Annotated in this window: 16 protein-coding genes and 1 tRNA gene; 11 read left to right on the forward strand and 6 right to left on the reverse strand. The window is 72.5% G+C overall.

The features are described 5' to 3' along the window. The first annotated feature begins 23 nt into the window (after positions 1-23). On the forward strand, positions 24-1,082 hold the full coding sequence (locus ACZ56E_RS01775; protein WP_471209758.1) for a helix-turn-helix domain-containing protein: 1,059 nt from the start codon (positions 24-26) through the stop codon (positions 1,080-1,082). Positions 1,083-1,105: 23 nt separating this feature from the next. Here ACZ56E_RS01775 and ACZ56E_RS01780 read toward each other — a convergent pair whose 3' ends face one another. Then, positions 1,106-2,902 carry a translation initiation factor 2 gene (locus ACZ56E_RS01780; RefSeq protein ID WP_471209761.1) on the reverse strand — a complete coding sequence of 599 codons (1,797 nt, stop codon included), beginning with the start codon at positions 2,900-2,902 and terminating at the stop codon, positions 1,106-1,108. 225 nt (positions 2,903-3,127) lie between these two features. Here ACZ56E_RS01780 and ACZ56E_RS01785 point away from each other — a divergent pair, with 225 nt between their 5' ends. From ACZ56E_RS01785 to ACZ56E_RS01795, 3 genes are all read left to right on the forward strand, one after another. Continuing rightward, positions 3,128-4,498: a radical SAM protein gene (locus ACZ56E_RS01785; RefSeq protein WP_468603946.1), complete on the forward strand. Its 1,371-nt coding sequence runs from the start codon at positions 3,128-3,130 to the stop codon at positions 4,496-4,498. A 138-nt stretch (positions 4,499-4,636) separates the two neighbouring features. Further along, positions 4,637-5,368 (forward strand): SDR family oxidoreductase, encoded by a 732-nt coding sequence (locus ACZ56E_RS01790; RefSeq protein ID WP_471209764.1) that lies wholly within the window; start codon positions 4,637-4,639, stop codon positions 5,366-5,368. 34 nt (positions 5,369-5,402) lie between these two features. Continuing rightward, positions 5,403-5,960, forward strand: a complete 558-nt coding sequence (locus ACZ56E_RS01795) for a GNAT family N-acetyltransferase (protein WP_471209767.1) — start codon at positions 5,403-5,405, stop codon at positions 5,958-5,960. Between the two features lies 1 nt (position 5,961). Here ACZ56E_RS01795 and ACZ56E_RS01800 read toward each other — a convergent pair whose 3' ends face one another. After that, positions 5,962-7,488: an amino acid permease gene (locus tag ACZ56E_RS01800; protein ID WP_471209770.1), complete on the reverse strand. Its 1,527-nt coding sequence runs from the start codon at positions 7,486-7,488 to the stop codon at positions 5,962-5,964. A 44-nt stretch (positions 7,489-7,532) separates the two neighbouring features. Then, positions 7,533-8,525 carry a hypothetical protein gene (locus ACZ56E_RS01805; RefSeq protein WP_468603952.1) on the reverse strand — a complete coding sequence of 331 codons (993 nt, stop codon included), beginning with the start codon at positions 8,523-8,525 and terminating at the stop codon, positions 7,533-7,535. Between the two features lie 258 nt (positions 8,526-8,783). Between ACZ56E_RS01805 and ACZ56E_RS01810 the strand changes: the two genes are divergently transcribed. From ACZ56E_RS01810 to ACZ56E_RS01820, 3 genes are read left to right on the forward strand one after another with little or no spacing between them, the layout of a single operon-like run. Next, on the forward strand, positions 8,784-10,244 hold the full coding sequence (locus ACZ56E_RS01810; protein ID WP_471209774.1) for an FGGY family carbohydrate kinase: 1,461 nt from the start codon (positions 8,784-8,786) through the stop codon (positions 10,242-10,244). Continuing rightward, on the forward strand, positions 10,244-11,659 hold the full coding sequence (locus tag ACZ56E_RS01815) for an FAD-dependent oxidoreductase (protein WP_471209777.1): 1,416 nt from the start codon (positions 10,244-10,246) through the stop codon (positions 11,657-11,659). The genes ACZ56E_RS01810 and ACZ56E_RS01815 overlap by 1 nt, the downstream gene beginning before the upstream one ends. Next, a complete protein-coding gene (locus ACZ56E_RS01820; RefSeq protein ID WP_471209780.1) occupies positions 11,656-12,876 on the forward strand; it encodes an NAD(P)/FAD-dependent oxidoreductase in 1,221 nt (406 codons plus the stop codon). The genes ACZ56E_RS01815 and ACZ56E_RS01820 overlap by 4 nt, the downstream gene beginning before the upstream one ends. A gap of 36 nt (positions 12,877-12,912) precedes the next feature. Here the strand turns inward: ACZ56E_RS01820 and gap are convergent, their stop codons facing one another. Next, the gene (gene gap / locus ACZ56E_RS01825; RefSeq protein ID WP_471209783.1) at positions 12,913-13,917 is read right to left on the reverse strand and encodes a type I glyceraldehyde-3-phosphate dehydrogenase; all 1,005 of its coding nucleotides are present in this window, start codon (positions 13,915-13,917) and stop codon (positions 12,913-12,915) included. Positions 13,918-14,008: 91 nt separating this feature from the next. Between gap and ACZ56E_RS01830 the strand changes: the two genes are divergently transcribed. The 3 genes from ACZ56E_RS01830 (at position 14,009) to ACZ56E_RS01840 (ending at position 18,528) form a co-directional block, all read left to right on the forward strand. Continuing rightward, on the forward strand, positions 14,009-14,512 hold the full coding sequence (locus ACZ56E_RS01830) for a MarR family winged helix-turn-helix transcriptional regulator (RefSeq protein ID WP_471209786.1): 504 nt from the start codon (positions 14,009-14,011) through the stop codon (positions 14,510-14,512). Positions 14,513-14,626: 114 nt separating this feature from the next. After that, complete coding sequence (locus ACZ56E_RS01835; RefSeq protein WP_471209788.1) at positions 14,627-15,814, forward strand: thiolase family protein; 1,188 nt, start codon at positions 14,627-14,629, stop codon at positions 15,812-15,814. Positions 15,815-17,010: 1,196 nt separating this feature from the next. Continuing rightward, a complete protein-coding gene (locus ACZ56E_RS01840) occupies positions 17,011-18,528 on the forward strand; it encodes a long-chain-fatty-acid--CoA ligase (RefSeq protein ID WP_471209791.1) in 1,518 nt (505 codons plus the stop codon). Between the two features lie 178 nt (positions 18,529-18,706). On the opposite strand, the gene ACZ56E_RS01845 is transcribed toward ACZ56E_RS01840, so the two are convergent. Both ACZ56E_RS01845 and ACZ56E_RS01850 read right to left on the reverse strand, forming a co-directional pair. Further along, positions 18,707-20,797: a DHA2 family efflux MFS transporter permease subunit gene (locus ACZ56E_RS01845; protein WP_471209794.1), complete on the reverse strand. Its 2,091-nt coding sequence runs from the start codon at positions 20,795-20,797 to the stop codon at positions 18,707-18,709. 115 nt (positions 20,798-20,912) lie between these two features. Further along, positions 20,913-21,434 (reverse strand): DUF309 domain-containing protein, encoded by a 522-nt coding sequence (locus ACZ56E_RS01850; protein ID WP_471209797.1) that lies wholly within the window; start codon positions 21,432-21,434, stop codon positions 20,913-20,915. A gap of 107 nt (positions 21,435-21,541) precedes the next feature. Here ACZ56E_RS01850 and ACZ56E_RS01855 point away from each other — a divergent pair. Beyond that, positions 21,542-21,615 (forward strand) — tRNA-Pro (locus ACZ56E_RS01855). The last annotated feature ends 89 nt before the right edge of the window (positions 21,616-21,704 follow it).

The raw sequence follows: 21,704 nt of genomic DNA on the forward strand, positions 1-21,704 counted from the left end.
GCCTGTTCGGAACGGTGCTCATCGTGTTCCGCACACTTCCGAACACGAGTCCGCCGCCCGAGGGCGAGGACTGTCGGCCGGCCTCGGGCGACGCCGTGACGAGCCGGGACGAGGGTGTCCCGGCCGGGCAGCCGGCCGAAGCGCCGCAGCCGGGCCAGGTCAGCACCGCGACCGAGTTCGCGGCGGCACTCCGCGTGATGCGGACATGGTCCGGACTGACCTACCGCCAGCTCGAGAGCAAGGCCACCGCGCACGGCGACACCCTGCCCGCCAGCACGATCGCGACCACCCTCGGGCGCGTCACCCTGCCCCGGGAACGGTTCGTCGAGGCCTTCACCCGCGCGTGCGGCCTCGGTGACGAGGAAGTACGCCGGTGGCTCGAGGTCCGCCGGCGCCTCGCCACCGACGGGCACGCACCGACCGGCGACACCAAGGGCGACGACCGGATCGCCGCGCCCGTCCCGGGGCGCGCCCCGAGGTGGCACGCGGCCGCCGCTCTGGCCGCCGCCGTGGGCCTCGGGGTCGCCGGCACCCTCGCCGTCGGCAACCTCTTCGACGCGTCGGAGCCGACGGCCGTGCCGGCCGCGATGCCCGTGACCGGGGTGCGCATCCCGGCCGTGGGCAGCTGGGCACGCATCCACCCCGCCCGGACGCCGGAGCTCTGCGTGACGGAGGGCAAGGACCGCACCGGCGACTACGAAACCGCTGTCGCCGCCCAGCAACCCTGCGGGAAGGCGGTCCAGCCCCGCGTGTTCCTCGAACCACTGCGCAAGGACGTCGTGCAGATCCAGTGGCACCACCCGAAGTACGGCATCGGCTGCCTGACGGTCCTGCGGAAGGGGCCGGGCCGCGACCTGCTCGAACCTCGCGACGACTGCTCCGACGAGGACCGGGCCCAGCAGTTCCGCATCAACCCCCTCGGCCCGGCCGCCGCGGCGCACTTCCGCCTTCACCCTGTCCTCACCGGCCGGTGTCTGAGCCTGCGCGACCAGGACACCGAAGCCGGTGCGGAGATCGTCCAGGGCCGCTGCTCCGGCGCCGCCGACCAGGAGTTCCTGATCGAACTGATCTCGCCTCCGTGAGGCACTTCCCCGGGAGCGAGGGCTCAGATCTCCTGCAGCCCCTCCGCAGGAGTGGCTGGCGCCAGTGTCGCGTGGTGGGTGCGGTCCGCGATGACGCAGGGGATCGACACCGGGGTGGTCGGTGGCTCCGGGTGGTGCACGAGCCAGGCGTGTACGCCGGAGAGCACCGCTGCCGGGTCCGCGCGGAGGAGGCGGCCGTCCGGCTCCCGGTGCGGGGCGATGCGGACGGAGAGGAGGGTGCCGCCGGTCCGACGCAGGACGCAGTGCGAGGCGCTCAGTGCGACGGCGGCCGTGCGCGTGCCGCCGTACTCGTCGAGCGCGTGCCGCGTCCAGCCGTCGACGGTCCAGGTCTCGCCCCGCACGGGGTGGCCGGCGGGGGTGTCGGCGGGGTGTCCGGCGCGGCGGAACAGGAGTCCTGCGCTCTGCAGCTGGTTGTCGGAGGCCCGGCCGTCCTCGGCCGCCAGGTGGTGGGCGGGCGCGTCGGAGCGTGCGGGGCGGCGTTCGATGTGCAGGTGCGGGCCTCGCCGGTCGACCTGTACGGCGAAGGCCGCGAGGGTGCGGGCGGGGGGTGCCGGGTCCGGCAGGAGGCGGGGCTCGGCGGGTGCGTCCGGAGGGGTCAGGCCGAGGACGCGGTACAGCTCCTCGCGCAGCCGGCGTACGGCCTGGCCGCGCTCGGCGAAGGCCTGCCCGGCCGCCGCGGCAGGGACACCGGGTCTGTGCGCGGCAAGGGCGCACTCCAGATCGGCCGTGGTCGGTCTGTCCGCTGAAGTCAACGCCGGTACGCGGGCCAGGAGTTCGGCCATCGGGGTGCCCGGTATCAGCTCGCCGCCGCCGTCCCCCGCGGCGATCACCGGAACGTCGCGGGCCGCCGCCGCGTACAGCGCCGCCGAGCCGTGGTCGGTGACCACCACGTCGGCGGCGATGAGCAGCGCGGCCCACTCCTCGTGGGGGCCGGCCAGGACCATGCCCGCGTCCAGAGCGGGCGCGAGGTCCTGGGCGAGGTCGAACCCGCCGGTCCTGCTGTGTTCGTTGGGGTGCAGGACGAGCCCGAGCTGGTACGTGTCGTGGGGGAGCTCGGCCGCCAGCCGGGCGGGGAGTCCGGGGTGGCGCCGGATCAGGGAGTGCGGGCCCCACGTCGAGGTGACGACGACGAGTCGCCGGCCGTGGGTGCGCAGCGCGGCCCGGTAGCGCTCGCGCAGCGGGAGGGAGGCGAGGACCCGGTCGAGCGTGGGATCGCCGGTCACCGTGGCGCGCGCCGCGGCAGGCGGGCACTCGGTGGCGAGACGGTCGACCTGGGAGGGGTGGGCCAGGGCGTGGAGGCGGGCGAGGGGCCGGCCGCCCGGCATCAGGAGCGCCGGGGCCATGCCGGACGCGGAGTCGCCGGGGCCCTCCTCTCCCCACTGTTCTCCCAGGGCCTTGTTGTAGCCCGCGCCGTGCGGCAGCAGGACGCGCGGTCCCCGGAGCTCGGCGAGGCCGCCCTTGGGGCTGGCGGCCAGGATCAGGTCGTGGGGGCGGGTGACGGCCTCGGCCCACGGAATGGTGCGGCCGCCCGCCCGCTCGACGGCCGCGAAGGCGTCGGCACCGAAGTCGGAACCGGGGACGAGGGCGAAGCGGCGGCGGATGCGGTCGTCACCGGCGAAGACGGGGAGCACGTCGAGGAGCCGGTGCAGGGCGGTCGCCGACCGGGCGGCGAACAGCACGTGCTTCTCGCCGCTGCTCCCGACCCCGGGAGGCACCCGCGACGAAATGGGACGGGACGCGACGGCCCGCTGCCCGCTGCCCGCTGCCCGCTGCCCGCTGCCCGCTTCGGGAGTGTTCATCCTAGTCTGCGGCGGAATGGCGTGTGGCCCGTTTCCGCACTTCGGTGCGGGTATGTGGGGGTCGGCGGGCGGCATGCCGGAGATCGTACCCGGATCGCCCGGCCGGGCCCGCAGGATAGACCTGCGGCGGATGCGCCCTGCGACCGGAGTCGGATCCGGAACGGATCGGCAGGGTATTAGCGTGGACGGAACAGATCGATCGACAGGATCCGAGGTGCCCGGCCCATGCCAAGCCGCAGCGAGAGCCGTACCGAGAGCCGTACCCAGCTCATCGAGTCACTCATGGAGCGGTTCCCGCACGTCCCGCGGGAAGCCGTGATCAAGGAGGATCTGCTGCGCGGCGGCATCGCCTTCGACGAGTCGGCGCTCAGCGACAACGAAGACGGTGACGTCAAGCCGAAGTCGTACTTCATCTTCTCCTTCGACCACGGCACGCTCCCCGAGCTGGGCGCCGCCGCGCTGCGCCGCCCGCCGGAGGAGATCGTCCTCACCGGCGGCCCGTACGAGCTGCGCCGCACCGTCGTCTCGGTCCGCGTGAACCCGGCGTCGCCGTACCGCGTGGCCGCCGACGACAACGGCGTGCTCGGCCTCTACCTGGACGGCGTGCGGATCTCCGACGTCGGCCTGCCCCCGATGCCGGACTACTACCGGCACACGCTGGAGAACGGCAAGTCGGTGATGGAGGTGGCGCCCACCATCCAGTGGGGCTACCTCATCTATCTGACGGTCTTCCGGGTCTGCCAGTACTTCGGCGCCAAGGAGGAGTGCCAGTACTGCGACATCAACCACAACTGGCGCCAGCAGAAGGCGGCGGGCCGCCCCTATACGGGCGTGAAGCCGATGGACGAGGTCCTCGAAGCCCTCGCCATCATCGACAAGTACGACACGAACAAGTCGTCCACCGCGTACACGCTCACCGGCGGCGCCATCACCACGCAGCTCCAGGGCAAGGACGAGGCCGACTTCTACGGGCAGTACGCGAAGGCCATCGAGGAGCGCTTCCCGGGCCGCTGGATCGGCAAGGTCGTCGCCCAGGCCCTGCCCAAGGCGGACGTGCAGCGCTTCCACGACTACGGCGTGCGGATCTACCACCCCAACTACGAGGTGTGGGACCCCTACCTCTTCGAGCGGTACTGCCCCGGCAAGGAGCGCTACGTCGGCCGCGACGAGTGGCACCGCCGCATCCTGGACTCCGCGGAGGTCTTCGGGCCGCGCAATGTGATCCCGAACTTCGTGGCGGGCGTGGAGATGGCGGAGCCCTTCGGCTTCAAGACCGTCGACGAGGCCATCGACTCGACCGTCGAGGGGCTGCAGTACTTCATGTCGCGCGGCATCACGCCCCGCTTCACCACCTGGTGCCCGGAGCCGACGACCCCGCTCGGCAAGGCGAACCCGCAGGGCGCGCCCCTGGAGTACCACGTGCGGCTCCTGGAGGCCTACCGCGCCACCATGGAGGCCAACGGCCTCTCGTCCCCGCCCGGCTACGGCCCGGCCGGCCCCGGCAACGCGGTCTTCTCGGTCAGCTCCTTCATGGACAGCCTGCCCGCGGAGAAGGCGGCCCCGGAGGACGCCGTGATCCCGGCGGAGGCCCCGTAGCCCCGCACGGCCGCGTCGACGGCGGCCCTCGGCTCTGACGAAGATCACCGCTTCGTAGGATGACGGCGTGATCCGGACGCGGGCGACCCCCGCGTCCGGGCGGCGCGACAGTCAGCCACCCAGAGCCGGAGGTCCCCCGTGCAGCCCCACCCCGTCACTGTCGTCACCGGCGGCAGCCGCGGCATCGGCGCCGCTGTCAGCGCCCGTCTCGCCGAGGACGGCCACGACGTCGTCATCGGCTACCGCTCGAACGAGGCCGCCGCGGAAGAGGCCGCCGAAACGGTCCGCGCGGCCGGCCGCCGCTGCGTCACCGTCCAGGTCGACACCGCCGACGAGGCCGACGTCGACCGCCTCTTTGACACCGCCGCCGAGCTCGGACCGGTCACCGGACTGGTCAACAACGCCGGTGTCAGCGGCCCCGTCGGCCCCCTCGCCGACGCCGACGCCGAGGGCATGCGCCGGGCGCTCGACGTGAACGTACTCGGATATCTGCTCTGCGCCCGGCGCGCGGTGCGGGACATGAGGGCCACCGGCGGCGGCGCGATAGTGAACCTCTCGTCCGCCGCGGCCACCCTCGGCGCACCCGGCGAGTACGTCCACTACGCCGCCGCCAAGGGCGCGGTCGACACGATGACGGTCGGCCTGTCCAAGGAGGTCGCGGCGGACGGCATCCGCGTCAACGCCGTCGCCCCGGGTGTCATCTGGACCGACTTCCACGCCGACCCCGAGCGGCCCGCGAAGCTCGCGGCGGGCATCCCGCTGGGCCGCGCCGGCCAGCCGTCGGAGATCGCGGCGGCCGTCGCCTGGCTGCTCTCGGACGACGCCTCGTACGCGACAGGGACGGTGCTGAGGGTCGCGGGCGGCCGCTGACGCTCCCGCGTCGGCCTCTCGTACGCTGGTTCGCATGGTCGGCGGAGAGGCAGTACTCACGGGGGACGTCCTGATCAGGGCCGTCTCGTACGACGACGCGGCGGCGCTGGCCCGCGCCTACCGGCGCAACCGCGACCACCTCGCGCCCTGGGATCCTGAAAGGACCGAGGCCTTCTACACCGTCGAGGGCCAGGCGGACCGGGTCCGGGGACAGTTGGAGGAGATGCGGGCGGGCCGGGCCGCGCACTGGGTGTTCGTCGAGGGCGGCGAGATCGTCGGTCACGCCGCCCTGTCGAACATCGTGCTCGGCCCGGTCCGCAGCGCGGCGCTCGGCTACTGGACCGACGCGGCACAGGTCGGCCGTGGCATCGCGTCCGCCGCCACGCGCCACGTCTGCGAGGTGGCCGACACCCGGCTCGGCCTGCACCGCGTCGAGGCGGGCACCCTGCTCCACAACACCGCCTCGCAGCGCGTGCTCACCAAGTGCGGCTTCGAGGAGTACGGGATCGCGCCGAAGTACCTGCACATCAACGGTGCCTGGCGCGACCACCGGCTGTTCCAGAAGATCCTCAACGACCGCCCGGCCTGCTAGCTCAGACGATGTTCTCGGCGACCTCGGCCTGTTCGCGGTCCGAGCCGTACGCCTGCGGAGTGCTGTAGGAGCGGCGCGCCACGAACCACCACACGGTGGCGAGGAGCAGCACCACGGCGAGCGCGATGGACGCGTAGTTCATCGTCTCGGCCGTCACCGGCGAGACCTGCGGAAGACAGAACAGGACCGTCACGAACGCCACCCAGACGACCGCGATCCAGCCGATGGGCTTGCTCCAGCGGCCCAGGTTCCACGGCCCCGGCCGGAAGCGGTCACCGGCGCGCAGGCGCAGGTAGATCGGGATGGCGTACGCGGGTGTGATGCCGATGACGTTGATGGCGGTCACGGCGGTGTACGCGGTCGCCGAGTACAGGGAAGGCAGGGCGATCACTGCGGCCAGGCCCACCGAAAGCCACACCGCGGGCACCGGCACCTGGGTGCGGGCGCTGACCTTGCGCCAGAGCGCGGACCCAGGCAGCGCGTTGTCGCGGCTGAACGCGAACACCATGCGGCTCGCGGCGGCCGTCTCGGCGTTGCCGCAGAACAGCTGCGCCACGATCACGATGAGCAGCAGCGCCGTCGCCCCGGACTCGCCGAGCGCGTCGATCATGATCTGCGCGGGCGGCACCCCGGTGTCGGTGCCGAGTGTGCCCGCGTAGTCCTGGATCGCGAAGGTCAGCCCGGTGAGCAGCACGAAACCGGCGATCCAGGAGGCCCAGATGGCGCGCACGATGCCGCGGGCCGCGGACACCGACGCGTTGGAGGTCTCCTCGGACAGGTGCGCGGACGCGTCGTAGCCGGAGAAGGTGTACTGCGCGAGGAGCAGGCCGATGGCGGTGACGTAGAGCGGGTTGTCCCATCCTGTGCCGTCGAAGAACTCACCGAAGACGAAGGACGGCGACTGGTGGTGGTCCGGCACGATCGCGAGGGCGCCGACGATCACGGTGACGCCGGCCAGGTGCCACCACACGCTGACCGAGTTGAGCAGGCTCACCAGGCGGACGTTGAAGAGGTTGAGGACGGCGTGCAGCAGCAGGATGCACAGGAAGATCAGGAACGTCTTCTCCGGCGTCGGCGTGAAGCCGAACTTCAGGTTCAGGAACGCGCCGGTGAACAGTGCGGCGCCGTAGTCGATGCCGGCTATCGCGCCGAGCAGACCGAGGAGGTTCAGCCAGCCCGTGTACCAGCCCCAGCGGCGCCCGCCGAGCCGGTCGGCCATGTAGTAGAGGGCACCCGACGTCGGGTACGCGCTGGTGACCTCGGCGAGCGCGAGGCCCACGCAGAGCACGAACAGGCCGACGCCGACCCAGCCCCAGAGCATCACGGCGGGGCCGCCGGTGAGCAGCCCGAAGCCGTACAGGGTCATGCAGCCGGACAGGATGGAGATGACGGAGAAGCTGATGGCGAAGTTGCCGAAGCCGCCCATGCGGCGGGCCAGGACGGGCTGGTAGCCGAGCTCTCTGAGCCGTTCCTCCTCGTCCTGGCGTGGCGCTGGGACGGGGCTCGACGACCAGGTGGTGTGGGACACGGTGGGACCTCCGGTGGCGTGGGGGAAGGGTGGGGTTCGCGGGGCTACCCAGGACCCCGGGAGGCGCTGAAGCAGCGGGTGCGGGCCTGGACGAAGACCTCGGCGGCGGCGTCCGCGTCGCCGGGGGAGTGGGTGCGGTACGTCCACGGCACCGTCGTGTAGAAGGGGTCGAGGGCCTGGAACACGCGGGACGCGTCGTGGAACTGGTGGGCACCCCACAGCGCGTGCGCCAAGTGGTTCAGGTCCACGAGCGAGGTCGTGGCGGGCGCCGCGTGGTCGAACCACAGCTGCAGCGCGAGGAGCGCGGCGCGCGTGGCGTCCTCGGAGATCCAGTGCAGATCGAGGGCCTGCTCCTGCCCGGCCTCCCTGCGGTACCGCTCGACCCGCACGTACAGCGGCAGCAGATGCAGGGCGGATCCCGCGGGCGCCGCGGCCGACGCCCACTGCACGAAGTTGTACGCCTCGGTGAGCGGCCCTTCCGCGCGGCGCCCGTACACGAACTGCAGCATCCGGTGGTACGCCTCACGGTTGCCCGGGTCCCGCTTGTCGGCCTCGGCGAGGAGCTGCCAGGGGCCGGGGAAGAGCATCGGCTCCGGAGGCGCCACCCGGTGCTCGTCCCACCGCTGCCCCACGTCCAGCTGGGCCAGGGCGAGCAGGCAGATCCACGGCACGGGGTCCTCGGGCGACATGGCCGAGGCGTCGGCGCAGGCCGCGACCGCCTCGCGCCACAGGTCGTTGGTCCGGCGGTGCCCCGTGCGGTGGGCGCGCAGGGCCCGCTCCACCAGGACGCGGGTGTGCAGCACGGCGGCCGACGCGCTGCGCGGTTCCTCGGCGCGCCAGGTCCGCACCACGTCGGACCCGGCGACGGCGGCACCCAGGATCTGCGTGCGCTGTGTCCACAGCCCCCAGTCGGGTGTCTCGGTCAGCAGATTGCGCGTGGAGACCCAGCGGCCGGTCCTGAGGTCCTGGAGCACCGCGCGCAACGCTTCGTCGTGGCCTGCCGGGTGGTACACCGGGCGGCCTAACGGCATGGGCATGAGACCTCTGTCGGGGGAAGAGGGCGGAGTTCGAACGCTTAACAGGGCGAAGCGGCAAGCCAGTTGGCGTCGGGCACGTGGGTGGGCTGGTGGGGCTCGGCGGACAGTGTAGATCCGGCCCTTCCGGTTCCACGGCACTTCCCGGATCTTTTGTGACCCCGTTCTGTCAACACGGCGCGCCGAGCGATCATTTGACGGGCGTCATCTGTCACCGCGATCCCTTGACGCCCTCCGGGCCGCTGTAGCAGTCTTCCCGCGGTGATCAGCTATCAGCGGCCCCCGGCGCAGCGCCCCGTGCTCGCCGTGGACCAGGGCACCTCCGGGACGAAGGCCCTCGTCGTCTGCCCGGAGCGCGGTGTGATCGGGTCGGGCGCGGCGCCGGTACGCCCCCGCTTCCTGCCCGGCGGCCTAGTGGAGGCCGACCCCGCCGAACTGTTCTCGTCCGTCGTCGAAGCGGGCCGCGCGGCGCTGGCGGACGCGGGCGAACCGGTCGCCGCCGTCGGCCTCGCCAACCAGGGCGAGACCGTCCTCGCCTGGGATCCGGAGACCGGGCGGCCCCTCACCGACGCCCTCGTCTGGCAGGACCGCCGCGCGGAGTCGGTCTGCGCCGAACTCGCAGATCACGCAGATGAGTTGCGGGAACTCACCGGCCTGCCCCTCGATCCGTACTTCGCCGCTCCCAAGATGGCGTGGATACGCCGCCACCTGACCCGGCGCGGCGTGGTCACGACCAGCGACGCCTGGCTCGTCCACCGCCTCACCGGCGCCTACGTCACGGACGCCGCGACGGCAGGCCGCACCCAGCTCCTCGACCTCGACACCGTCGCCTGGTCACCGCGGGCCCTGGAGCTCTACGGCCTCGGCGACGAGCGCTTGCCTCGGGTCGTCGACGCGGCGGGACCGGTCGGCACGACCACCGCGTTCGGCCCCGAACTCCCCCTCACCGGCCTCCTCGTCGACCAGCAGGCTGCGCTGCTCGCCCAGGACGTGACCACCCCCGGCAGCGCCAAGTGCACCTACGGAACAGGGGCGTTCCTGCTCGCCCAGACCGGGGCGCGACCGCGGCGCGGCAGCTCGGGGCTCGTCAGCTGTGTCGCCTGGCGGCTCGCGGGCCGGAGCAGCTACTGCCTCGACGGGCAGGTCTACACGGCCGCGTCCGCCGTCCGCTGGCTCACCGACCTCGGCGTGATCGCGGGCGCCGAGGACATCGACCCTGTGGGTTCCGCCGTCCCGGACGCCGGGGGCGTCACCTTCGTGCCGGCGCTCGCCGGTCTCGCAGCGCCCTGGTGGCGCGGTGACCTGCGCGGATCGCTGACCGGGCTCGGCCTCGACACCACCGCGGGCCACCTGGTGCGCGCCCTCTGCGAGGGCGTCGCCGCGCAGGTCGTCTCGCTCGCCGACGCCGTCGCCGCCGACCTGGGACAGCCCCTGACGAGCCTGCGGGTCGACGGCGGCCTGACCCGCTCGGCCCTGCTCATGCAGACCCAGGCCGACCTGCTCCAACTGCCCGTCGAAGTATCGGCGTTGCCCGACGTAACCGCCCTCGGCGCGGCAGCCGTCGCCCGCATCGGTCTCGATCCCGCACTCGCCGTCGCCGACGCCGTCCCGGAGTGGCGGCCCGCCGCCGTCTACGAACCGCGCATCGACGCGGACCGGGCCGCCGAACGCCTCGCGGGCTTCGACGCGGCGGTGACGGCACTCCTGGAACGTACGCCCTGATGGCGCTGACCAGGCGTGGCACGCCGCCCGACGTGACGTACGACGTGGCCGTCATCGGCGCGGGAGTCGTCGGCTCGGCCGTCGCCCGCGAACTGGCCCGCCACCCCGGCCTGCGCATCGCCCTGGTGGAGGCCTCGAACGACGTCGGCGAGGGCACGTCGAAGGCGAACACGGCGATCCTGCACACCGGCTTCGACGCGGTACCCGGATCCCTGGAGTCCCGCCTGGTCCGCGAGGGCCGACGGCTGCTCGCCGCGTACGCCTCGGAGTCCGAAATCCCCGTCGAGCCGGTCGGCGCCCTCCTCGTCGCCTGGAACGACACACAACTGGCAGCCTTGCCCGGCCTGTTGGAGAAAGCGGAGCGCAACGGGTACGACGCGGCGCGGATCATCGGCCCCCCGGAGGTCCGGGCGCGCGAGCCGCACCTCGGCCCCGGCGCCCTCGGCGCACTCGACGTCCCCGGCGAGAGCATCATCTGCCCCTGGACCACCACCCTCGCCTACGCCACCCAGGCCGTGCGCGCGGGCGTCGACCTGCTCCTCAACTGCCGGGTGGAGGACGTCGACACGACGTACGACACCCATCTCCTGACCACGAGCCGCGGCCCCGTGCGGACCCGGTATCTCGTCAACGCCGCCGGCCTGCACGCCGACACCGTCGACCGGCTGCTCGGCCACGACGACTTCACCGTCACCCCGCGCCGCGGCCAGCTCCTCGTCTTCGACAAGCTCGCCCGCGACCTGGTGCGGCACATCCTGCTGCCCGTTCCCACGGCGCTCGGCAAGGGCGTCCTCGTGGCCCCGACCGTGTACGGCAACGTCCTTCTGGGGCCCACCGCCGAGGAGTCGGACGACAGGGCGGCGACCGGGTCGACCGTCGACGGCATCGCCGCGCTGCGCGAGAAGGGCCGCCGTATCCTCCCGGAGCTGCTCGACGAGGAGGTCACCGCGGTCTACGCCGGGCTGCGCGCCGCCACCGAGCACGACGACTACCGCATCGGCGCCCACAAGGAACAGCGCTACGTCACCGTCGGCGGCATCCGCTCCACCGGCCTCACCGCGTCCCTGGCCATCGCGGCACACGTCGCCGAACTCCTCGCCGCCACGGGCCTGGAGCTGCCCGGCCCCCGCGACCTGCCGCCCGTCCGGATGCCGAACCTCGGCGAGGCCTTCCCCCGCCCATATCAGCGCGCCGATCTCATCGCCACCGATCCCGCGTACGGCGACATCGTTTGCCACTGTGAACGGGTGACGCGCGGCGAGATCCGGGATGCCCTCGCGGCCACGGTGCCGCCCGGCTCGCTGGACGGCCTGCGGCGGCGCACCCGGGCGCGGGGCGGACGCTGCCAGGGCTTCTACTGCGGTGCCGAGGTGCGGGAACTCTACGAACGGGGTGCGGAGTTGGGTACCGGATGAGGCGCGAGCGGATCGTCGACGTGCTGGTCGTCGGCGCCGGACCCGCGGGCCTCGCCATGGCGGTCGGGCTGGCCGCGGCGGGCGTCGGCGAGGTCGAGGTGGTGGACCGCGAGCGGCAGGCGGGCGGAGTGCCGCGGCACTGCCTGCACGGCGGCTTCGGACGCCTCGGGATGACGGGACCGCAGTACGCGGAGCGGTGCGTGGCGGCGGCCGTGGGCACCGGCGCGGTGCTGCGGACCGGCGTCACCGTCACGTCCTGGGCGGCGCCGCTCACCCTGGACACCACGAGCCCCCGGGGCCTGGAACGGATCACCGCCCGTGCGGTCGTCCTCGCCACGGGCGCCAGGGAGCGGCCGCGCGCCGCACGCCTGGTGCCGGGGACGCGACCCGCCGGGGTCTACACCACCGGCGAACTCCAACAGGCCGTCCACCTCCACCGGCAGCGGATCGGCACGCGGGCCGTCGTGGTCGGCGCGGAACCGGTGAGCTTCACCGCCCTGGACACCCTGCGGCGGGCCGGGGTCTCCGTCACCGCGCAGGTCACCGAACACCGGCGCCACCAGGCGCCGCCCGCCCGCGCCCTGGACGCCCGGCTGCGGCGCGGGGTGCCGCTGCTCACGGACGCCACCGTGGCCGAACTCCTCGGGCGCGGCCGCCTGTCGGGGGTGAGGCTGCGGCACCGGGACGGCAGGACGGCGGACGTTCCCTGCGACACGGTCGTGTTCACCGGTGACTTCGTCCCCGACCACGAACTGGCCCGGCGCGGCGGTCTGTTGCTCGATCCGGGCACGCGGGGCCCCGCCGTCGACAGCGCCTTCCGCACGGACGAACGCGGCGTCTTCGCGGTGGGCAACGTGCTGCACGCCGCCGAGCCGGCGCGCGTGGTGGCGCGCGAGGGGGCCTTGGCGGCGGCGGCCGTGCGGCGCTATCTCTCCGACGGGGACTGGCCCTCGGCCTCGGTGCCGCTGCGGGTCGCGGCACCGCTCGCCTGGATCGCCCCGAACCGGCTCTGCCCGGACGAGCAGACGGTCGAATTCACCCTCCGCACCACGGAGTTCGTCGCGCGGCCCACGTTGGTCGTCACACAGGACGGCAGAACCCTGCACCGCGCCCGCCCGCGCCGCCCGGCCGTCCCGAACCGGCCGTTCCGGGTCTCCGGAAGCTGGACTGCGAGGGTGGATGTGCGGGGCGGCGCAGTCCGGGTCGCCCTGGCCTGATGTCCGCTGATGTCGCCTGATGTCGCCTGATGTCGACTACAGGGAGGCGCCGACCAGCCGGGCGAGGTCGATGAGACGGTTGGAGTAGCCCCATTCGTTGTCGTACCAGCCGACGACCTTGACCTGCGGTCCCGTGACGCGGGTGAGCTCGGCGTCGAAGACGCAGGACGCGGGGTCGCCGGCGATGTCGGTGCTGACGATGGGAGCCTCGGTGTACGACAGCACTCCCTTGTACGGTCCCGCGGCCGCCGCCGCGTACGCCTCCTTGATCTCCTCGACGCTCGTGGACCGTCGTGTGGTGACGGTGAGGTCGGTGACCGAACCGGTGGGGACGGGGACCCGCAGCGCGAACGCGTCGAGGCGGCCCGCGAGTTCGGGCAGGACGAGGCCGATGGCCTTGGCGGCGCCGCTGGAGGTCGGGACGATGTTCAGGCCCGCGGCGCGGGCGCGGCGCAGGTCCTTGTGCGGGGCGTCCTGGAGATTCTGGTCCTGGGTGTAGGCGTGGACGGTGGTCATCATCCCCGAGTCGATGCCCACGGCGTCGTGCAGCACCTTCGCCAGGACGCCCAGGCAGTTGGTGGTGCACGAGGCGTTGGAGATGATCGTGTGCCGCTCGGGGTCGTAGGCGTCGTCGTTCACGCCGAGCACGATCGTGACGTCCTCACCACTGGCCGGGGCCGCGATGACCACCTTCTTCGCGCCGCCCTCGACGTGCGCGCGGGCCCGGTCGGCGTCGGTGAAGACACCCGTCGCCTCGATGACCACGTCCACGCCGAGTTCTCCCCAGGGCAGGCCGGCCGGGTCGCGTTCGGCGAACACCTGGACGGTCCGGTCGCCGACGCGGATCGCCCCCGGCTCGGCGGTGACCTCGCCGGGGAAGCGGCCGAGGACCGAGTCGTAGGCCAGCAGGTGCGCCATGGTCGGCACGTCGCCGAGATCGTTGACCGCGACGATCTCCAGGTCCGTGTCCCGTGCTGCCGCCGCCCGGAAGACGTTGCGCCCGATTCGCCCGAAGCCGTTGATGCCGATACGAACAGTCATGGAACTCTCTTCCTAGCGCTGTCGAGGCGTGATCCAGAACAATATAAGCAGCTTACATAAGCATGCAATGTAATTCTTGAGGGTGGCTGACATGTACGACCACGGCGACGATCAGAGCGACGGCAACCGGAGCCGCGACACCGGCATCGGCGGCCGGTACAGCGAGCTGGACGTGGAGGAGTTCACGGCGGCGATCGAGAACTTCAACCGCTTCTACATCCGCCTCCCGGTCCTGGAGAAGCTGCCGTTCACGACGCTGTCGGTGCTCGACACCCTCGCGTTCGGCGGCGGTCCCAAGCGGCTGACCGAGCTGGCGAGGACCGAGCAGGTCAGTCAGCCCGGCATCACCCAGCTGGTCACCCGCCTGGAGCGCGACGGCCTGGTGGAGCGCCGCCCGGACCCGACCGACGGACGCGCCGTCCTCGTCCACCTCACCGAGAAGGGCCGCCGGATCGGCCGCTCCCGTCACGAGGACCGGACGCGCCATCTCGCGCCGCTCGTCGATCAGTTGACCCCGGAACAGCGCACGGCCGTGGCGGAGGCCCTGCCCGCCCTGGCGCGCCTTGCGGAACTGGGGCGGGGTGAGGCGGGGTGAGGCGGGGTGAGGCGTAGGACACCCTTCCCATGGCCCCCACCTCGCGCATAGACTCCAAAACTAGCAGCGCTAATTTACGCAGCGAGACCTCGCAGAACGATCCGGAGCCGTATCGTGCGCACCGTCCACTTCGCCGCCGCCCGCCGCACCCCCATCGGCAAGCTCCGCGGCGCCCTCTCCTCAGTCCGCCCCGACGACCTCGCAGCGGGCGTCGTGAGGGGACTCCTCGCCGACATCCCCCAGCTGGACCCCGCCCGGATCGACGACATCTACTGGGGCGCCGCCAACCAGGCGGGCGAGGACAACCGCAACGTCGCGAGGATGGCCGCCCTCCTCGCGGGCCTCCCGGAGTCCGTGCCCGGCGCGACCGTGAACCGGCTGTGCGCCTCGGGCCTCGAAGCCGTCACGACCGCCGCGCGTACCGTCGCCGCGGGTGAGGCCGACATCGTCCTCGCGGGCGGCTCCGAGTCGATGAGCCGCGCGCCCTTCGTGCTGCCCCGCCCCGACGAGGCGCTGCCGCACCGCATGGAGACCGCCGACACCCGCCTCGGCTGGCGCCTCACGAACAAGAGGATGAAGGAGCTGCACGGGGTCCTCGCGATGGGGGAGACCGCGGAGGAGGTCGCCGAGCGTCACGGCGTCCCGCGCGAACGCCAGGACGAGTTCGCGCTCCGCAGTCATCAGCGTGCGGCCGCCGCCCGCAAGAACGGCCACTTCGACGACGAACTCCTCCCCGTCACCCGCCCGGACGGCGTCGTCGTCGACGCGGACGAGTGCGTGCGCGAGGACACCTCGTACGAGAAGCTGAGCGGGCTGCGGCCGGTCTTCCGCAAGGACGGCACCGTCACCGCGGGCAACGCGTCGCCGATGAACGACGGCGCCGCCGGACTGCTCCTCGTCAGCGAGGAGGCGCTCAACGACCTCGGCCTCGAATCCCTCGGGCGGTACGCGGCAGGGGCCTCGGCAGGCGTCCACCCCGACGTCATGGGCATCGGCCCCGTGCCCGCCACGCGGAAGGTGCTCGCCCGGGTCGGCTGGGAGATCGGCGACCTCGAAGAGGCGGAGTTCAACGAGGCGTTCGCGGCCCAGGCGCTCGCCTGCGTCGACGCACTCGGCATCGACCCGGAGCTCGTCAACCCGTCCGGCGGAGCCATCGCCCTCGGCCACCCACTCGGCTGCTCCGGCGCCCGCATCCTCACCACCCTCCTGCACAGAATGCGCCGCACCGGCGCGACCCGCGGCCTCGCCACGATGTGCGTGGGCGTGGGCCAGGGGAGCGCGCTCTTGGTCGAACGCGACTGAGTCGCGGCGGGCGGGTTGGGGGCGCGGGAGGCGCCGGGGGCAGCGGGTACGTGTCTGCTGCCGCAGGGGAGACGGGCTCGGGCCGTGACCGTCCTCGGGCAGGGCCTGCCTCCTCAGGCGAGTCACGCCCGATGCGGCGGGGCAGGACCCGACCCGGCGAGGCACGCCCGACCCGGCGGGGCAGGACCCGACCCGGCGAGGCACGCCCGACCCGGCGAGGCGTGCCTCAACACCTCCGGCGAGGCACGCGCCCCCTACGGCGAGGCACGCGCCCCCGCCCTCAGGCGCGGGGCGCGCCCCAACCAGGGGAGGCATGACCCCACCCTCCGGCGAGGCACATCCCCGCCTTCAGGCGCGAGGTGCGACCCGGCCCGGCGAGGCGCACCCCAACCCCAGGCGAGGCACGGCCCCTCTTCGGTGGGTCACGCTCCAACGGCCCTCGGGCGCGAGGCACGACCCCCAACCGGGGGAGGCGTGGCCCCATCTCCTCCGGCGAGGCACGGCCCCGCCTCCAGGCACAAGACGCGACCTATGCGGGGAGGGCCGGCCCCGCCCTCCGGGGAGGCCCGGCTCCGCCCCTCTGGCGAAGCGCGGCCCCGCCCCTCCGGCGAGGCGACTCAACCCTGAACGCGCCGCCGGCCTCTACCAACGGGGGCGAACCCCCGCCCCGTCGAGAAGCCGACCCAGACTCGCCGTCCACGCAGGCAAGGCCCGGCGAACGACCCACCGTCAGCCCCACGAAAGACTCACGCCAAGCCCTCCTTAGCCCCGCACCAGCCCCACGGAAGTCCCGCGCCAGCCGCCCGAAAGACCCCCACCAGCCCCACGGAAGACTCGCACCAGCTCCCTGTTCCCCCCCCACCAGCCCCTCCGAAAGCTCCACGCCCGTCCCACGGAAGACCTGCGCCAGCCGCCCGAAAGACCCTCACCAGCCCCACGGAAGACCCGCGCCAGCTCCCTGCTCCTCTCACCAGCCCCTCCGAAAGCTCCACGCCCGCCCCACGGAAGTCCCGCGCCAGCCCCCCGAAAGACCCCCACCAGCCCCACGGAAGACTCGCACCAGCTCCCTGCTCCCCCCACCAGCCCCTCCGAAAGCTCCACGCCCGCCCCACGGAAGACCCGCGCCAGCCCCCTGAACCCCCAGCAGCCCCCCCGAAAGCCCACGCCCGCCCCACCGAAACGGAGCATCCTCCCTCATGGCCACGCTGTCTCTCGCCGCGATTCTCGCCGAGCCCGCCCGCCGTCACCCGGATCGCATCGCCCTCGTCGAGGGTGAACAGCGCCTCTCCTTCCGGGAGTTGTGGCGCGAGGCCCGCGCCCAGGCCGCGGCTCTCGCGGAGCTCGGCGTGCGGCCGGGAGACCGCGTGGCGCTGATGGCGCCCAACACCGCCGAGTTCCCGAAGGCGTACTACGCCGTCCTCGCCGCCGGCGGAGTCGTCGTACCCGTGCATCTGCTGCTCTCCGCCGAGGAGGTCGAGCACGTCCTGCGGGACAGCGGCGCGACCCTGCTCCTCTGTCACCCCGCGCAGGCCGCGATGGGCGGGGCGGCCGCCGAGGCCACCGGCGTGCGCATGCTGCGGCTCGGCCCCGAGGGCGACCTTGAGACCCTCGCACGCACCACCGAGCCCCTCACCACATACGTCACACGCGACGCCGACGACCCGGCCGTCGTCTTCTACACCAGCGGCACCACAGGCGTCCCCAAGGGCGCCGTGCTCAGCCACTTCAACCTGGTGATGAACGCGACGGTCAACGCCTTCGACGCCAACGACGTCCGCCCCGACGACACCGCCCTCGGCGCGCTCCCGCTCTTCCACGCCTTCGGCCAGACCGTCTCCATGAACTCGACGTGGCGGGCCGGCGCCACCCTCGTCCTGCTGCCCCGCTTCGACGCGGCGCGTGCCATCGAGCTGATGGTCGCGGAGGGCGTCAACACCTTCCACGGCGTCCCGACGATGTACGTGGGCCTCGTCGCCGCCGCCGAGGCCGCCGAGCGGCTGCCCCGGCTGCGGATCTGCATCTCGGGCGGCGCCTCGCTGCCCGTCGCCGTACTCGAACGCTTCGAGAAGGCCTTCGGCACCCCCGTCTACGAAGGCTACGGGCTCTCCGAGACCTCCCCGACCGCCTCCGTCAACCAGCCCGACTTCGGTACGAAGCCCGGCAGCATCGGCCACCCGCTGTGGGGCGTCGACGTCGAGATCGCCCGCGCCGACCTCGACGACCGCGTCGAACTGCTGCCCACCGGCGAACTCGGCGAGGTCGTCATCCGCGGTCACAACGTCTTCTCCGGCTACCTGGGGCGCCCCGAGGCGACCGCCGAAGCCCTGGTCGACGGCTGGTTCCGCAGCGGCGACCTCGGCACCAAGGACGCCGACGGCTTCCTGACCATCGTCGACCGCAAGAAGGACGTCATCATCCGCGGCGGCTTCAACGTCTACCCGCGCGAGGTCGAAGAGGTCCTGATGCGCCACCCGGCCGTCGCCCAGACCGCCGTGATCGGCCTGCCCGACCCCGTGCACGGCGAGGAGATCTGCGCCGTGGTCGTCGCGGCCGGCGACGCGACGCCCGAGGTGGCCGGGGAGATCATCGAGTGGTCCAAGGACCACCTGGGCCGGCACAAGTACCCGCGCCTCGTGGAGTTCCTCGACGAACTGCCGCTCGGCCCCAGCATGAAGGTCCTCAAGCGGGAGCTCCGCGCCCACTACAGCGCGTAGGAAAGCCCTGACCGCGGCGCCGCCGACGCACCCTCTGGTGGCTGCTCCCCGCTGTCGCCGGGGGAGTGGTCGCCGGCACGGGTCGCCGGCACGGTCTTCCTCATGCGGGCCGAGGCGGAGCCCCTGCCGGGCGCCCTGCTCGGCAAGTACACGGGCCCCTGAGCGCCCCAGGGGCCCCTCAGCGTGCGCCGACCGTGGTGGCGCCCGTCGTCTCGGGCGAGAGCCCGTGCTCCAGATCCTCCGCGAGCAGCCGCTTGGCGATCGCGTCGACCGCCGCGGCGAGCTCCTTGTCCGGCGGCCGGCCGATGTCCTTCGTGATCTCCTCGCCCAGCCAGGCGGACCACGCCTTGGAGGTGACCTCCGCCTCGCGCTCCCCGGCGGGCGTGAGCGAGAAGTACGCGTCCGTACGGGTCAGATACCCCTCCTCGACCATGCGGTCGAAGACGGGCACGAGCACCTCGGGCGGAATCCTGCGCCGGGCCGCGATCAGCCCCAGACTGGCGTACCCGACCAGCCGGGTGAACAGCGAGACCTGCATGACCGCCCAGGCGCCCGCGATGTCCAGACGGGTGTCGGAGTCCCGGATGATGCCGCGGGCCGTGGTCATGCCCACATTCCGGATGATGTTGGCGACGCCCCGCTCCAGCAGGTGCCCGGAGTCGCCGCTGGACGGCTGCGCGAAGCCCTCGCCCATGTCAGGGGCGCCCATGCGGGCGCTGTCACGCAACTGCACCTGCTTGAGGAAGAGCGCCACCAGGAACCCGAGGAGCGCCACAGGGACGGTCCACAGGAAGACCGTCTGCAGGGTGTCCGCGTACGCCTTGATGATGGGCTCGGCACTGGCCGCGGGCAGTTCGTGCAGCCCGCCCGGGCTCTGCGCCGCCTTGCCGAGCTCGGCCGGATCACCACCGCCCCGCGCCGCCTCGGCGACCCCGTCCTTCAGGTTCGGCGCGAGGGTGTTGGCGTAGATCGTGCCGAACACGGCCGTGCCGAACGAGCTGCCCAGCGTACGGAAGAAGGTGACTCCGGACGTGGCGGTGCCCAGGTCCGTGTACGCGACGGTGTTCTGCACGGCGATCGTCAGGACCTGCATGCACAGCCCGATACCGGTGCCGAGCACGAACATGTACAGCGACTCCAGCCAGGTGCTGGTGGTCCGCCCCATCAGCGACAGCAGATACAGCCCGAGAGCCATCACCAGCGCACCGACGATCGGGAAGATGCGGTACGTGCCGGTCTTGCTGACGACGTTGCCGCTGAAGACGGACGCGATGAGCAGCCCCACGACCATGGGCAGCGTGCGCACACCCGAGATGGTGGCCGAGTCGCCGTCGACATACTGGAGGTAGGTCGGCAGGAACGTCATCGCGCCGAGCATCGCGAAACCCACGATGAAGCTGAGGACCGAGCAGACCGTGAAGACGGGGTTGGCGAAGAGCCGCATCGGCAGCATCGGCTCTGCGGCCCGCGTCTCGACGACACAGAACAGCGCCAGCGCGACCAGCCCGCCGACGAAGAGACCGATGATCGTCGGCGACCCCCACGCGTACTGGTTGCCGCCCCAACTCGTCGCCAGGATCAGCGCGCTCGCGCCGACGGCGACGAGCGCGATGCCCAGATAGTCGATGACGGGCCGCACCGCCGACTTCACGACGGGGATCGTGCGCGCGGCCGCGAGGACCACGACGATCGCGATGGGCACGTTGACGTAGAACGCCCAGCGCCACGTCAGATGGTCCGTGAAGAGCCCGCCCAGCAGCGGCCCGATCACCGTCGACACCCCGAAGACGGCCCCGATCGCACCCTGGTACTTGCCGCGCTCCCGCAACGGGATCACATCGGCGATCAACGCCATCGACGTGACCATCAGACCGCCCGCGCCGATGCCCTGCATCGCCCGCCAGGCGATCAGCAGCGTCATGTTCGTCGACAGACCGCACAGGAACGACCCGGTGATGAAGATGACCGCGGACACCTGGAAGACGACCTTGCGTCCGAACAGGTCACCGAACTTGCCGACGAGGACCGTCGCCACGGTCTCCGCGAGCAGATACGACGTGACGACCCACGACATGTGTTCCGCGCCGCCCAGATCCGACACGATCGTCGGCAGCGCGGTGCCGACGATGGTCTGGTCGAGGGCGGCGAGCAGCATCCCCAGCATGATCGTCACGAAGACGACATTGCGGCGCCGCCGGTCGAGCACGGGCGGCGCCTGCGCCTCGACGAAGGCGGAATCGGCCGACTGATCGGTGGTCGTCGTCGTCACACAGCCACCCTCACACCGCCCCCGTCCATGTGCATGCGGGGCGAGTCCGGTGCGGTGACGTCCCCCGCTCAGCCCCCACCGAACCCCCTACTTCCTCCCCCGCCCCTACGGCGTCCTATGCGCCACGCAGCCGCGGCGCATAGGACGCCGCATCTACCGCAGACCCCTCCCGTTCCAGCCTCCCGGCCAACGTCTCCGCCCAGGTGACCAGTTCGGCGACGCCGATTCCGTACGGCCGGTCCTGCCCGGTCTGCGCACTCCACTCGGAGACGGCAGCGGCGCCGCGCAGCAGCAGCCGCGCTCCGCCCGTGGTGTTGCCGCGGGCGGAGTGCGTGAGACCGACGGCGAGCTGGGCCAGCCCCTTCCACAGGCCGCGCTCCGCCTCGGGCCCGGACTTCCACGCGTCCTCGAACACCTCGTGCGCGTGGAAGGGCCGCCCCGCGTCCAACAGCGCCTGCGCCTCGGCCACGGACTCCTCGGGCGCGCGGACGACCCCCTCCGGCTGCCGCGGCACGCCATCGGTGCCATAGGGCAACGGCCGCCCGAGCCCGTCACGAGGCCGCTGGTTACGGGCCCGCCCTTCCTCGTCGCGGTCCCGCTCACGGCCACTTTCGTACGGTCCAGGTCCAGAGCTCATACGACGATTGTCGCGCGTGCCTGACGGCGGTCACCGGAGGACGAAGCACCTGTCCACGTGGGGTAGAGTTCTACCTGTGATCACGCGGAACACCGCGCCGAACACCACGGGACGTGGCGCAGCTTGGTAGCGCACTTGACTGGGGGTCAAGGGGTCGCAGGTTCAAATCCTGTCGTCCCGACTCGTAAGAGTCGCAGGTCAGGGGCCGTTTCAGAGAAATCTGAAACGGCCCCTTGATCGTTTTTGGGACCAGTTGGGGACCAATCCCCA

The organism is Streptomyces sp. NPDC039480 (genome assembly GCF_055597165.1).